The sequence below is a fragment of the Vibrio cholerae genome (genome assembly GCF_008369605.1).
GTDB classification, from domain to species: Bacteria; Pseudomonadota; Gammaproteobacteria; order Enterobacterales; family Vibrionaceae; genus Vibrio; species Vibrio cholerae.
In genome coordinates, this window is the sequence record NZ_CP043554.1 from 118,898 (window position 1) to 132,561 (window position 13,664).

A 13,664-nucleotide genomic window follows, 5' to 3' on the forward strand; every position below is an offset into this window, starting at 1 on the left:
GAGCTATGAAATTGACTCACTCTTTTATTAAGCAGCAGGCTCGATTGGGGCTGAACTTTTTTCGTTACTTACTGGCACGGATGAACCATGACCGAGTCAATGTGAACGCCGGCTATCTGGCTTATATCACCTTACTGTCTATGGTACCCATGTTGACGGTCTTGCTGTCGATCCTCTCTTCCTTTGCTCTTTTTGCGAACGCTGGAGAAGTAATCCAAGATTTTGTGATCACCCATTTTGTGCCTGCGGCGGGCGAAGTGGTCAAAACCGCGTTAATCGAGTTTGTTGCCAATACGGGCAAGATGACTGCCGTAGGCGGCGCGTTTTTGTTTGTTGCCGCCATCATGCTGATTTCCAATATCGATAAAAATTTGAACTATATTTGGCGGGTTCAGCAGAAGCGTCGCGCGGTGTTTTCGTTTTCCATGTACTGGATGATTCTGACGCTGGGACCAATTTTAGTTGGAGCCAGTATTGCCGCGACTTCGTATATCACTTCGCTCAAGATTTTAGATAACGAAGCGCTTTCAGGAGTGTATAACCTGTTTTTACGCTGGTTGCCGTTTGTGCTCTCTTACTGTGCCTTCGTCGGTCTATATCTGCTGGTGCCGAATAAAAAAGTCCACTGGCAGCATGCAATGCTGGGGGCTTTGATTGCCGCCATCTTGTTTGAGTTAAGCAAAAAAGGCTTTGCCGCTTATATTACTCAGTTTCCTTCTTATCAGTTGATATACGGCGCTCTTGCTGCGATTCCCATCCTCTTTGTTTGGGTGTATTTATGTTGGTTAATTGTGTTGGTGGGTGCTGAGGTGACGGCTGCTTTGGGCGAGCGTGAACACTGGAGTGGCTCACAAGACATGCTACACTTTGCGCCATTACCAAAGAATGAAGTAGAGGAAAAACAGAGTGATAGCACTGATCCAACGAGTAAGTGAAGCCGCAGTACGGGTTGATGGTGAAGTGGTCGGCGCAATTGATAAGGGACTTTTAGTGCTACTCGGTGTCGAACGTGAAGATGATGAAGCGAAAGCCAAGCGATTGGTTGAGCGAGTGACCAGCTATCGAGTGTTTGAAGATAGCGAAGGTAAGATGAATCTGAGCGTGAAAGATGTGGGTGGCAGTGTGTTAGTGGTGTCGCAATTTACTCTGCCAGCTGACACCAAAAAAGGGACTCGTGCTGGATTTTCGCGCGGCGCTGCCCCACAAGAGGCTGAGCGGTTATATGATTATTTCTCTGACCTGTGTGCCCAGATTTTGCCAACCGAGCGCGGCCGTTTTGCGGCGGATATGAAAGTGTCACTGATCAATGATGGGCCAGTGACGTTTTGGCTACAGGCTTAATTTGCCTCGTGTTACCAAATGAATAACCAAGCGTGTCTTGCGTAAGGCAAGGCACCTGTTCAGGGATTGAGTATGTTCAAACTTATTACGCCGACCACGGATAATCAGCTCAATAAGTACTTCCATTTTCGTTGGCAAATGTTGCGCGAGCCGTGGCGGATGCCGATCGGTTCTGAGCGTGATGAATACGATTCGATGAGTCACCACCGGATGATTGTCGACAGCCGTGGCTATCCGATGGCGATTGGTCGTCTCTACATTACCCCCGATTGTGAAGGGCAGATCCGCTATATGGCGGTGAAAGCCAATCGCCGCTCTAAAGGTATGGGGTCTTTGATTTTGGTCGCTTTGGAGTCCTTAGCACGCCAAGAAGGCGCCAAGCGTTTAGTGTGTAATGCCCGTGAAGATGCGATTCCGTTTTATGCTAAAAATGGTTTTGAGCGTCGGGGGGAATTAACCGATGAACGTGGCCCGGTACGCCATCAACAAATGGTGAAAACCCTCGACCCGATGGCCAATGTGCTGCGTAAGCCGGAGTGGTGTACGGAACTGCAAGATCGCTGGGGCAAGCATATTCCGATCAGCGATAAGATGGGGATCAAGATCCAGCAATACACGGGCTACCAATTCCAGTGCTGTGCGCAGCTCAACCCCAATCTCAACCCACATAACACTTTATTTGCTGGCTCAGCCTTTACTCTCGCAACCTTGACTGGTTGGGGAATGGCGTGGCTATTAATGCGCGAGCGCGATCTGCAGGGGGATATTGTGTTGGTGGATAGTCATATTCGTTATCGCCACCCTGTAGTGCAAAATCCGGTGGCATCGACGTCGCTTGATGGGATCAGTGGCGATTTAGATCGCTTAGAGTCAGGGCGCAAAGCACGTATTGTCGTACGGGTTATCATCTCCAGCGGAGAGGTTGAAGCGATTGAGTTTATCGGGACCTATATGCTGATCCCGAACTACAAAGCGTTGGTGGCGCAAAAATCGTCATAGCTTCACCGAGTTCATCGCTTCCAGTGCAAGTTCGCAGCGCATTATGGCGCGCTGCGACAATCTTGACTGACTAATTCCGCTTGTTGGAAATCCCAGCTTAACCCCAAACACTGATCGGCCCACGCTTGTTGGATCGTCAATTGCCATTGGCCTTGCTCTGGCTCTAATAGGTCAGTACTTCCCCCTAACTGAGCGTTTAAATTTGGCCCTCTAAGCGGCGTTTGTGTGATGGTTATGCGTCCTCTGTCAGCGCTTACCGCGAGATCGTCTAGCTCGAAAGGCTGGATGATCAGCGTGTTATCACTGCGCAGTGAGAGTAGGCCTTGACGCAGATTCAGTTGTAGTTGGCCATCAAGCGAATGCGCCAGCATGGTGCGATCTCCCGCTATGCCTTGCGCGGTCAAGCTAATGTCGGCCAGCGCTTCCAAACCAAACGGCAGCTTGAACCAAGATTGTAGCGGACCTATCGGCAGAGAATCGGCATCAAGAGAGAGCTGCCAAGGGGCGCTGAGCGAGGTTAAGTCCCATTTTGCATGTGCTTCAACATAGCCTCGCTCAAGTGGCAGAAAGGCGCGGGTAAGCTGCCATACGCCTTGCTCACTGCGCATATTGAGCACACCTTGTGTACTCAGAACGCCTGCATAGCTGGCGCTGTTGGCGGTCACTGAGAGTTGGCCTTGCCAAAAGCCCCATTGACCCTCTTTCACCCATTGCAGATTTTTTCCATCGGCATTCAGCCCCGAGGCTTGCCAAAATGGCCGATTAACGGTTTGAATCATCTGTAGGTTATTGATATCCAAATGCTCAATTTGCAAGTTTTGCCAAGCGGGGAGTGGTTGGGAGAAAGGTAAGAGATCTTGCGGCTGTTCAGCAATCCATTTCGCCCCAGTGATGGTTAATTGGGCAAGGTTGAGGCTCGTTTCCGTGATATGGCCTTTGACCTGTACATCGCCTTGCCAAACTTGGCTATGCCCATCAAGCTCTATTCCTTGCGGGGTAAGGGTCAGTTCAGCACTCGGTTCGACCCATTGCGTAGCAAGCCACTGCGCTGAATCCGCATTCAAGGAGAGGTAAGCTTGCTGCTGTTGCCAGAGACTGTGCCGCAAATCGTAGTCTTCCACAGAGAGATTGAGGTTCTCCCACGCCACACCGTTGAGAGTGAGTTGGCTATTGAGCAGATCTAAACTGTTGATGTGATAAATACTGGGCGCAATTGTTTGCCACAACGAGTGGTGACGCCACTCATCGAGATTGAGGTTAAGGCGACTGAGAGTCACATTGATCAGCGACCAGCCTTGTGGATACTGTTCCGCTTGTCCTGAAATGGGGCTATTGTGCCAGTTGAATGAAAACCCGTACACGGTACTGTCTTGGGCTTGGTAATTGGCATCAACCAGCACTTGGTTAAATGCTTCACCATCGATAGTGATTTGGTCTGCCGCGAGCTGAATTTTTCCGTACGGTAACTGTTGTTGGGGTGAGTCCCAAACTGGCTGCTTGATCTGTAAGCTGACGCCACGCGCGATAATCCCTTGGTCAGCCCAGTCAATATTGTGCAGCGCCAGTTGGTTGAGATGGACAGATTCCGGCAAGGTAAAATTGGGTAAACCGTGGGCGAGGTTAGCGCCATCAATTAATACGCTATCGATTTCGAGTTGTTGTTCAAGCAAGCCATAAGGATTCAGCCACAAATCCATTTGCTGTAATTCAATGGTGGGTTCGCTGGCGATTTGCACCCCGCTCAAGCGCAGTTTAAACGGATAAAGGTATTCGATTTTGGCAAAGCGCAGCGTTTCCGGCCACAACTGCTGCACAATCCATTGTGCGGAGGGCGTGAAGTAGCGAGTATGCATAATGCCAAATCCCGCTAAGACTAAAATCAGTAGTAGTGCGATGCCTGCGACACCAATCGCCAGTATTTTTCTCATAGTCCCTGCGTTGCCATCATCAAAATTTTGCCAGCACAGAAGATACGGAGTGGCTGGCAGCCTGAGTTGTTAAATTGTACCGTATTCTCATCCTCAGCTTGGAGTAAAGCATGAGAGACAGCAACAAAAAAAGCCCCTCGAAAGAGGGGCTTGCTACTCAGTTATCACTTTTCGGTCAATTTGCCTTTAGTCGAGCTTTGGACCCGCGGCGACCAGTGCTTTACCTTCGGCGTTATCCGTGTACTTGTCGAAGTTGTTGATGAAGCGCGTTGCCAAGTCTTTGGCTTTGCTTTCCCACTGCAGTGGGTCAACATAAGTATCACGTGGGTCGAGGATCATAGGATCGACGCCGGGCAGTGCGGTGGGCACTTGCAGATTAAAGATTGGGATATGTTTGGTTTCCGCTTTTTCGATCGAACCATCCAAAATCGCATCGATAATACCGCGCGTATCTTTAATTGAGATGCGCTTACCGCTGCCGTTCCAACCTGTGTTAACCAGATAGGCTTCGGCGCCCGCAGCTTCCATACGTTTTACCAGCACTTCTGCATACTGAGTTGGGTGCAGAGTGAGGAACGCTGCGCCAAAACAGGCGGAGAAGGTTGGGGTAGGTTCAGTAATGCCACGCTCAGTACCCGCCAGTTTAGCCGTAAAGCCAGACAAGAAGTGGTACTTGGTTTGCTCAGGCGTCAGTTTTGAAACTGGAGGCAATACGCCAAACGCATCGGCAGACAGGAAGATCACCTTAGTCGCATGACCGCCTTTGGAAACGGGTTTTACGATGTTGTCGATGTGATAAATAGGGTAAGAAACACGGGTGTTCTCGGTTTTTGAACCATCATCAAAATCAATCGAACCATCACTACGAACCGTGACGTTTTCCAGTAGAGCATCACGGCGGATCGCGTTATAGATATCCGGCTCTGCTTCTTTAGACAGCTTGATGGTTTTCGCGTAGCAGCCGCCTTCAAAGTTGAACACGCCATCATCATCCCAGCCGTGCTCATCGTCACCAATTAACGCACGTTTTGGATCGGTGGATAGGGTGGTTTTACCCGTACCAGAAAGACCGAAGAAGATGGCGACATCGCCCGCTTTACCCATGTTGGCAGAGCAGTGCATAGAGGCAATGCCTTGTAGCGGCAGGAAGTAGTTCATCATCGCGAACATACCTTTTTTCATCTCACCGCCGTACCAAGTACCGCCGATGAGCTGCATGCGCTCGGTCAGATTAAACACAGTGAAGTTTTCTGAGTTCAGACCGTGCTCTTTCCACTTCGCATTGGTACATTTTGCGCCGTTCATTACGACAAAGTCTGGTTTAAAGTGCGCCAGCTCTTCTTCGCTTGGACGAATGAACATGTTTTTCACAAAGTGTGCTTGCCATGCTACTTCGGTGATGAAGCGAACACTTAAGCGAGTATCGGCGTTGGCACCACAGTAGCCATCGAGCACGAATACGCGTTTACCAGAAAGCTGCTTGGTCACCAAGGCTTTCAGGTCATTCCACACTTCTTGATTGATCGGTTTGTTGTCGTTTTTCGCTTTGTCTGACGTCCACCACAGCGTATCGCGAGTGGTATCATCTTTAACGATAAACTTATCTTTTGGTGAGCGGCCAGTGAAGATGCCAGTATCAACCGCAACAGCACCCAATTCAGTCACCACACCACGTTCATAACCTTCGAGATCTGAACGGGTTTCTTCGGCAAATAACATTTCATAGCTCGGGTTACGAACCAGTTCAGTTACGCCGGTGATCCCATATTGGGCTAGGTCGATTTGTGCAGCCTTAGTATGTTCCATAACGGTCATAGGTGCTCCTTGTAGGATTTTGTAGGGATTTTGTAAGAATTTATGTAATTGTTATCTATAGACCATGCTAGCAACGGACCAGAGATAAAACAGGGAGGCAGCTCAAATATTGCCCACCAAGTTTCTGTGGTTTTAGGTAACTCGTCACATATATTGGCATCGATATTTTATCGCGTGCGCAAACCTTTGCGCCAGTAGCACAAGATTAATACTTTACAGAAATTAAGTACGGCGTACTGTTGTTAGGTTCTTTGATTTTATTGATTTTTTAGCATGAAAAAGCCAGCGATAAGCTGGCTTTTGGGCGGTTTTTACGTGCTTGTTAAACGTAGCGAATTAATGCAAGGTTGAACCGTTCGCCGATGAGGGAGCATACAATTCAGCGACTTGCGCTGAGTCAAACGAGTAGGTCGTACCGCAATAATCACAATGCAGAGCGACGGCACCATCTTGAGCAAGAATATCGTTAATCTCTTCACGTGCGACGGTCACAATCGCGGCAGCACTGCGTTCACGTGAGCAGCCACAACGGAAGCTGATCTGTTGTGGTGTGAACAGTTGCACCGTCTCTTGGTTGTAAAGACGATACAGCAACTCTTCTGCTGGCAGCGCAAAAAGCTCTTCATCCTTGATGGTGTTAGTTAATTGTTCTAGATGCTCGAAATCTTCAGCTGAACCTTTACCATCGGGTACGATTTGCAGCAACATGCCTGCGGCACAAGCTTTCCCATCGTGTTTGCCAACACGGATCCATAAACGGGTCTTAAGCTGCTCCGAACGTTCAAAGTAACCTTCCAGCACTTGTGCTAGGGTGTCGCCTTCCAAACCGACCACACCTTGATAGCGCTCGCCTTGCTTAGGTTCAATGGTGATGACCAGATGACCTTTGCCAAGCATGTCATGTAGGCTTGCATCATCCGCAATATCGCCTTTCCAGCGAGCCACGCCACGCACTTGTTGGTTGTTATCGCCGTTGATGACCACGAGAGAGACCGGTCCATTACCTTGCAGTTGCAGGGTGATTGAGCCTTCAAACTTCAGCGTCGCTGTCAGCAGTGAGGTGGCGACCAGTAGTTCACCGATGAGGTGTTGTACGGCGGCAGGGTATTCCTGACTGGAAATCATCTGTTGGTAAGTGTCGTCCAGTTGAACCAACTCACCACGTACAGAAAGGTCTTTAAATAGATAGCGATGTAGCATGTTGTTCGCCATTGATTGTGTCGTCATAAGGAATAATCCGGCTATTTACTGATGGATGAATTTGAGTAGATCTCGGCGCTGTTTCTTGTCAGGACGTCGATCCGGACTCGGGTTGAGTTGGCGCATCATGGCATTGCGTTCACGTTTGGTGATGCTTTCGGCCGTTTCGCTATAGAGCTGTTGTGCTTCAGGTGCCCCACGGCGTTGGTCTGAGATCTTTTCAATAATGACCGTTTTCTCATCATGACCTTGACGCAATGTGATTTGCGCTCCAATTTCAACCGATTTGCTGGGTTTGGCGCGCTGGCCATTATAGTGGACTTTGCCCCCTTCGACCATATTTCGCGCGAGCGAGCGTGTTTTGTAAAATCTTGCTGCCCACAGCCATTTATCCAGTCTCACCTCTTCTGCGCTGGAACTCATTGCCACATTGCCTCTCTAAGCTTATTACATTTGACTATTATTCATGCTTAACAATGGTGTTTGCAGGGCTGTTTTTCAAGCAAGTCGACAATTTAACGTTTGAGACACTTCGCTCCACTATGCTTGTGTTATATTGCGATGCCTGCATAAAGTATTGAAAAACATCTGTACAAACAGATTTGCGCAATATGAAGCGTAAAAAGTACAGAAAGGAATAACGTGGAAATTTATGGAATTTAAACAACTTCCTCCGTTGGCAGCGTGGCCGCGTTTATTGAGCCAGAATACGCTGCGGTGGCAAAAGCCGATCAGCGAAGGATTAACGCTACTGTTATTAGTTGCTTCGGCGTGGACGCTGGGCAAGATGGTGTGGGTCGTCTCGGCTGAACAAACACCAGTGCCGACTTGGAGCCCCACGTTATCAGGGCTTAAGGCCGAACGTCAGCCACTCGATATCAGCGTATTGCAAAAAGGTGAGCTGTTTGGTGTGTTTACTGAGCCGAAAGAAGCTCCGGTTGTGGAGCAACCTGTGGTGGTGGATGCTCCGAAAACGCGCTTGAGCCTTGTGCTGTCTGGTGTGGTGGCGAGTAATGATGCGCAAAAAAGTTTGGCTGTTATCGCCAATCGTGGTGTGCAAGCGACGTATGGCATTAATGAAGTGATTGAAGGGACTCAGGCCAAGCTAAAAGCCGTGATGCCGGATCGAGTCATCATCAGCAACTCTGGGCGTGATGAAACCTTGATGCTTGAAGGGTTAGACTACACCGCGCCTGCGACGGCTTCGGTATCCAACCCGCCGCGTCCACGACCCAATCAACCTAATGCTGTGCCGCAGTTTGAGGATAAAGTGGATGCAATTCGTGAAGCAATCGCACGAAATCCGCAGGAAATTTTTCAATATGTGCGCCTATCTCAGGTAAAACGCGATGACAAAGTACTCGGCTATCGCGTCAGTCCCGGGAAAGATCCGGCACTGTTTGAATCAATAGGTTTACAAGATGGCGATATGGCCGTGGCTCTGAATGGCCTAGATCTGACCGATCCTAATGTAATGAACACGCTATTTCAGTCGATGAATGAGATGACTGAAATGAGTCTGACCGTTGAGCGTGATGGTCAACAACATGATGTATATATTCAATTTTAACGCTAAGGCGAGTAACGACGCCTTAGTGAGGCAAGGGAGTTCCCAGTGAAATATTGGCTGAAAAAAAGTTCATGGCTGTTGGCGGGCAGTTTGCTGTCTACCCCTCTAGCGATGGCAAACGAGTTTAGCGCCAGCTTTAAAGGCACCGACATTCAAGAATTTATCAATATTGTGGGACGCAATCTTGAGAAAACCATCATTGTCGACCCTTCGGTACGCGGCAAAGTCGATGTGCGCAGTTTTGATACCTTAAACGAAGAGCAATATTACAGTTTCTTCCTCAGTGTGCTCGAAGTGTACGGTTTCGCCGTCGTTGAAATGGATAATGGCGTACTGAAAGTCATCAAATCGAAAGATGCAAAGACCTCAGCCATTCCGGTGTTGAGTGGTGAAGAGCGCGCCAATGGCGATGAAGTCATTACCCAAGTGGTCGCGGTGAAAAACGTTTCCGTACGCGAGTTGTCCCCTTTGCTGCGCCAACTGATTGATAACGCAGGGGCGGGGAACGTAGTGCACTACGATCCGGCGAACATCATTTTGATCACGGGGCGAGCTGCGGTAGTGAACCGTTTAGCGGAAATTATTCGTCGCGTTGACCAAGCCGGTGACAAAGAGATTGAAGTGGTTGAGCTTAATAATGCATCGGCAGCTGAAATGGTGCGGATTGTTGAAGCGCTCAACAAAACGACAGACGCGCAAAACACCCCTGAATTCTTAAAGCCCAAGTTTGTGGCAGACGAGCGTACCAACTCGATTTTGATTTCTGGCGATCCTAAAGTGCGCGAGCGCCTCAAGCGTCTGATCAAGCAGTTGGATGTTGAGATGGCGGCCAAAGGCAATAACCGCGTGGTGTATTTGAAATACGCCAAAGCTGAAGATCTGGTCGAAGTACTGAAAGGGGTGTCTGAGAACCTGCAAGCGGAAAAAGGCACCGGACAGCCGACCACTTCAAAACGTAATGAAGTGATGATTGCCGCGCACGCTGACACCAACTCGTTAGTGCTTACTGCGCCGCAAGACATTATGAATGCGATGCTGGAAGTGATTGGACAGCTAGATATTCGCCGTGCGCAAGTGTTGATTGAAGCGCTGATTGTCGAAATGGCAGAGGGCGATGGGATCAACCTTGGTGTGCAGTGGGGCTCGCTGGAAAGTGGTTCAGTTATCCAATATGGCAACACTGGCGCGTCGATTGGCAATGTGATGATTGGTCTTGAAGAAGCCAAAGACACAACCCAAACCAAAGCGGTTTATGATACTAATAACAACTTCTTGAGAAATGAAACGACGACCACCAAAGGGGATTACACCAAGTTAGCCTCTGCATTGTCGAGCATTCAAGGTGCTGCAGTCAGCATCGCGATGGGCGACTGGACGGCCTTAATCAACGCGGTCTCTAATGATTCCAGCTCGAATATCCTGTCATCACCCAGCATTACGGTGATGGATAACGGTGAAGCCTCCTTTATCGTGGGTGAAGAAGTGCCGGTTATCACAGGTTCTACTGCAGGCTCTAATAACGACAACCCATTCCAAACCGTGGATCGTAAAGAAGTCGGTATCAAGCTTAAAGTGGTGCCGCAGATCAACGAAGGTAACTCAGTCCAGCTCAATATTGAGCAAGAAGTCTCGAACGTGTTGGGCGCCAATGGAGCGGTAGACGTGCGTTTTGCGAAGCGTCAGCTCAACACTTCTGTGATGGTGCAAGATGGGCAGATGTTGGTGCTCGGCGGTTTGATTGATGAGCGAGCTCTTGAGAGTGAGTCGAAAGTCCCGCTCTTGGGGGATATTCCTCTGCTGGGTCAACTGTTCCGCTCAACCAGCTCGCAAGTGGAAAAGAAAAACCTGATGGTGTTTATCAAGCCGACCATTATTCGTGATGGCGTGACGGCCGATGGCATCACCCAACGTAAATACAACTACATCCGCGCCGAGCAACTGTTCCGCGCCGAAAAAGGTTTACGTCTGCTGGATGATGCTAGCGTGCCTGTGTTGCCGAAATTTGGCGATGACCGCCGCCATTCACCTGAAATTCAAGCCTTTATTGAGCAGATGGAAGCCAAGCAATGACCGAAATGGTGATCTCTCCAGCTGAGCGACAGTCGATTCGTCGTCTGCCCTTTAGCTTCGCCAATCGCTTTAAGTTGGTGCTGGATTGGAATGAGGATTTCTCCCAAGCCAGCATTTATTACTTAGCGCCATTGTCGATGGAGGCGCTCGTCGAAACCAAGCGGGTGGTCAAGCACGCTTTCCAACTGATTGAGCTCTCTCAAGCGGAGTTTGAAAGCAAGCTAACCCAAGTCTATCAGCGTGATTCTTCAGAAGCGCGTCAATTGATGGAAGACATTGGTGCCGACAGTGATGACTTCTTCTCACTGGCGGAAGAGCTGCCTCAAAACGAAGATTTGCTAGAAAGTGAAGATGATGCGCCGATCATCAAATTGATCAACGCCATGTTGGGCGAAGCGATCAAAGAAGGCGCGTCAGATATTCACATTGAAACTTTTGAAAAAACACTGTCGATCCGTTTTCGAGTCGATGGCGTACTGCGCGAAGTACTGGCACCCAGCCGCAAACTCTCATCGCTGCTCGTTTCACGGGTCAAGGTGATGGCCAAGCTCGACATTGCCGAAAAACGTGTGCCGCAAGATGGCCGTATTTCGCTGCGTATCGGTGGCCGCGCGGTCGATGTGCGGGTTTCAACCATGCCTTCATCACATGGTGAGCGAGTGGTAATGCGTTTGCTGGATAAAAACGCGACGCGCCTTGATCTGCACAGTTTGGGTATGACGGCGCATAACCATGATAACTTCCGCCGTTTGATTAAGCGGCCGCATGGGATCATTCTGGTGACTGGCCCAACCGGTTCGGGTAAATCGACCACCTTGTACGCGGGTTTGCAAGAGCTCAACAGCAGCGAGCGCAACATTTTAACCGTAGAAGATCCGATCGAATTTGATATTGATGGTATCGGTCAGACCCAAGTCAACCCGAGGGTAGACATGACCTTCGCGCGGGGGCTACGTGCTATTTTACGTCAAGACCCCGATGTGGTGATGGTGGGGGAAATTCGTGATTTGGAAACGGCGCAAATTGCGGTGCAAGCCTCGCTGACCGGCCACTTAGTGATGTCGACTCTGCACACCAACACGGCCGTTGGGGCGGTGACTCGGCTGCGCGATATGGGCATCGAGCCTTTTTTGATCTCCTCTTCACTGCTCGGTGTTCTGGCTCAGCGCTTGGTGCGCACCTTATGCCCAGATTGCAAAGAGCCTTACGAGGCGGACAAAGAGCAGCGCAAACTGTTTGATAGCAAGAAAAAAGAACCGCTGATCCTTTATCGCGCCACGGGCTGCCCTAAATGTAACCACAAAGGTTACCGTGGCCGAACCGGTATCCACGAGCTGCTGCTGGTGGATGATGCGTTGCAGGAGCTGATCCATAGCGAGGCGGGCGAACAGGCGATGGAGAAACACATTCGCGCGACCACGCCGAGCATTCGTGATGATGGTCTAGATAAAGTGCGCCAAGGCATTACTTCGCTAGAAGAAGTGATGCGGGTGACTAAGGAGTCCTAATGGCCGCGTTTGAATACAAAGCGCTGGATGCCAAGGGACGCCATAAAAAAGGCGTGATTGAGGGCGATAATGCACGTCAGGTGCGTCAGCGCCTGAAAGAACAAGGCCTAGTGCCGATGGAAGTGGTGGAGACTCAAGTCAAAGCCGCGCGCAGTCGCAGCCAAGGTTTTGCGTTTAAGCGTGGGATCAGTACGCCGGATCTGGCGCTGATCACTCGCCAATTGGCGACTTTAGTTCAATCCGGTATGCCACTGGAAGAGTGTTTACGCGCGGTTGCCGAGCAGTCGGAAAAACCGCGGATTCGCACCATGTTGGTGGCGGTGCGCGCCAAAGTGACCGAAGGTTACACCCTCTCTGATAGTCTTGGCGATTATCCGCACGTGTTTGATGAGCTGTTTCGTTCTATGGTTGCGGCGGGCGAAAAGTCTGGCCACCTCGATTCCGTTCTGGAACGTTTAGCGGATTACGCCGAAAACCGCCAGAAAATGCGCTCTAAACTGCAACAAGCCATGATTTACCCTGTGGTGCTGGTGGTATTTGCAGTCGGTATCGTGGCGTTTTTGTTGGCAGCGGTAGTACCGAAAATCGTGGGGCAGTTTGTGCAAATGGGGCAAGCCTTGCCGGCATCGACTCAGTTTCTGCTTGATGCCAGCGATTTCCTGCAACATTGGGGGATTTCGCTGCTGGTCGGTCTCTTGATGCTGATTTATCTGGTGCGCTGGTTGCTGACCAAGCCCGATATTCGTTTGCGTTGGGATCGCCGAGTGATTTCCTTGCCTGTGATTGGCAAGATTGCACGCGGTCTGAATACTGCGCGCTTTGCGCGTACGCTGTCGATCTGTACCTCAAGTGCAATCCCGATTCTGGATGGTATGCGCGTTGCGGTGGATGTGATGACCAATCAGTTTGTGAAACAGCAAGTATTGGCTGCGGCCGAAAACGTACGCGAAGGCTCTAGCCTGCGCAAAGCGCTAGAGCAGACCAAGCTCTTTCCTCCCATGATGCTGCACATGATTGCCAGTGGTGAGCAGAGTGGAGAATTGGAAGGCATGTTGACGCGCGCTGCGGATAACCAAGACAACAGTTTTGAATCAACGGTCAACATCGCGCTTGGCATTTTTACCCCGGCCTTGATTGCCTTGATGGCGGGGATGGTGCTGTTTATTGTGATGGCGACCCTGATGCCGATTTTGGAAATGAATAACTTAATGAGTCGTTAAGTCGTCACGCGCG

11 protein-coding genes are annotated in these 13,664 nt (G+C 50.0%); 7 read left to right on the forward strand and 4 right to left on the reverse strand.

The features are described from left to right. Window positions 1-5: 5 nt before the first annotated feature. From F0316_RS00620 to F0316_RS00630, 3 genes are all read left to right on the forward strand, one after another. Window positions 6-935, forward strand: a complete 930-nt coding sequence (locus F0316_RS00620) for a virulence factor BrkB family protein (protein ID WP_000778670.1) — start codon at window positions 6-8, stop codon at window positions 933-935. Next, window positions 907-1,341: a D-aminoacyl-tRNA deacylase gene (gene dtd / locus F0316_RS00625; protein WP_000560961.1), complete on the forward strand. Its 435-nt coding sequence runs from the start codon at window positions 907-909 to the stop codon at window positions 1,339-1,341. Before F0316_RS00620 ends, dtd begins: the two co-directional genes overlap by 29 nt. Before the next feature lie 72 nt (window positions 1,342-1,413). Continuing rightward, entirely contained in the window at window positions 1,414-2,340 is a 927-nt protein-coding gene (locus F0316_RS00630) for a bifunctional GNAT family N-acetyltransferase/hotdog fold thioesterase (RefSeq protein WP_000475471.1), read from the forward strand. Between the two features lie 41 nt (window positions 2,341-2,381). On the opposite strand, the gene F0316_RS00635 is transcribed toward F0316_RS00630, so the two are convergent. The 4 genes from F0316_RS00635 to hslR all read right to left on the reverse strand — a co-directional run bounded on the left by F0316_RS00635 (window position 2,382) and on the right by hslR (window position 7,706). Next, window positions 2,382-4,268: an AsmA family protein gene (locus F0316_RS00635; protein WP_148525736.1), complete on the reverse strand. Its 1,887-nt coding sequence runs from the start codon at window positions 4,266-4,268 to the stop codon at window positions 2,382-2,384. A gap of 186 nt (window positions 4,269-4,454) precedes the next feature. Further along, on the reverse strand, window positions 4,455-6,083 hold the full coding sequence (pckA, locus tag F0316_RS00640) for a phosphoenolpyruvate carboxykinase (ATP) (RefSeq protein ID WP_000217613.1): 1,629 nt from the start codon (window positions 6,081-6,083) through the stop codon (window positions 4,455-4,457). Between the two features lie 336 nt (window positions 6,084-6,419). Beyond that, entirely contained in the window at window positions 6,420-7,295 is an 876-nt protein-coding gene (gene hslO, locus F0316_RS00645) for an Hsp33 family molecular chaperone HslO (protein WP_001911276.1), read from the reverse strand. A 33-nt stretch (window positions 7,296-7,328) separates the two neighbouring features. Then, window positions 7,329-7,706: a ribosome-associated heat shock protein Hsp15 gene (gene hslR / locus F0316_RS00650; protein ID WP_000098852.1), complete on the reverse strand. Its 378-nt coding sequence runs from the start codon at window positions 7,704-7,706 to the stop codon at window positions 7,329-7,331. Between the two features lie 229 nt (window positions 7,707-7,935). Between hslR and gspC the strand changes: the two genes are divergently transcribed. From gspC to gspF, 4 genes are read left to right on the forward strand one after another with little or no spacing between them, the layout of a single operon-like run. Then, a complete protein-coding gene (gene gspC, locus F0316_RS00655) occupies window positions 7,936-8,853 on the forward strand; it encodes a type II secretion system protein GspC (protein ID WP_000394675.1) in 918 nt (305 codons plus the stop codon). A 45-nt stretch (window positions 8,854-8,898) separates the two neighbouring features. After that, on the forward strand, window positions 8,899-10,923 hold the full coding sequence (gene gspD / locus F0316_RS00660; RefSeq protein ID WP_000878557.1) for a type II secretion system secretin GspD: 2,025 nt from the start codon (window positions 8,899-8,901) through the stop codon (window positions 10,921-10,923). Then, window positions 10,920-12,431 (forward strand): type II secretion system ATPase GspE, encoded by a 1,512-nt coding sequence (gene gspE, locus F0316_RS00665; protein WP_000138174.1) that lies wholly within the window; start codon window positions 10,920-10,922, stop codon window positions 12,429-12,431. The genes gspD and gspE overlap by 4 nt, the downstream gene beginning before the upstream one ends. Next, window positions 12,431-13,651 (forward strand): type II secretion system inner membrane protein GspF, encoded by a 1,221-nt coding sequence (gene gspF, locus F0316_RS00670; RefSeq protein ID WP_000718695.1) that lies wholly within the window; start codon window positions 12,431-12,433, stop codon window positions 13,649-13,651. The genes gspE and gspF overlap by 1 nt, the downstream gene beginning before the upstream one ends. The last annotated feature ends 13 nt before the right edge of the window (window positions 13,652-13,664 follow it).

Coding starts and splice junctions, on each gene's coding strand:
- F0316_RS00635 (WP_148525736.1), bottom strand. CDS start 4,268: ATGAGAAAAATACTGGCGATTGGTGTCGCAGGCATCGCACTACTACTG.
- F0316_RS00620 (WP_000778670.1), top strand. CDS start 6: ATGAAATTGACTCACTCTTTTATTAAGCAGCAGGCTCGATTGGGGCTG.
- hslR (WP_000098852.1), bottom strand. CDS start 7,706: ATGAGTTCCAGCGCAGAAGAGGTGAGACTGGATAAATGGCTGTGGGCA.
- F0316_RS00630 (WP_000475471.1), top strand. CDS start 1,414: ATGTTCAAACTTATTACGCCGACCACGGATAATCAGCTCAATAAGTAC.
- pckA (WP_000217613.1), bottom strand. CDS start 6,083: ATGACCGTTATGGAACATACTAAGGCTGCACAAATCGACCTAGCCCAA.
- gspC (WP_000394675.1), top strand. CDS start 7,936: ATGGAATTTAAACAACTTCCTCCGTTGGCAGCGTGGCCGCGTTTATTG.
- hslO (WP_001911276.1), bottom strand. CDS start 7,295: ATGGCGAACAACATGCTACATCGCTATCTATTTAAAGACCTTTCTGTA.
- gspE (WP_000138174.1), top strand. CDS start 10,920: ATGACCGAAATGGTGATCTCTCCAGCTGAGCGACAGTCGATTCGTCGT.
- gspF (WP_000718695.1), top strand. CDS start 12,431: ATGGCCGCGTTTGAATACAAAGCGCTGGATGCCAAGGGACGCCATAAA.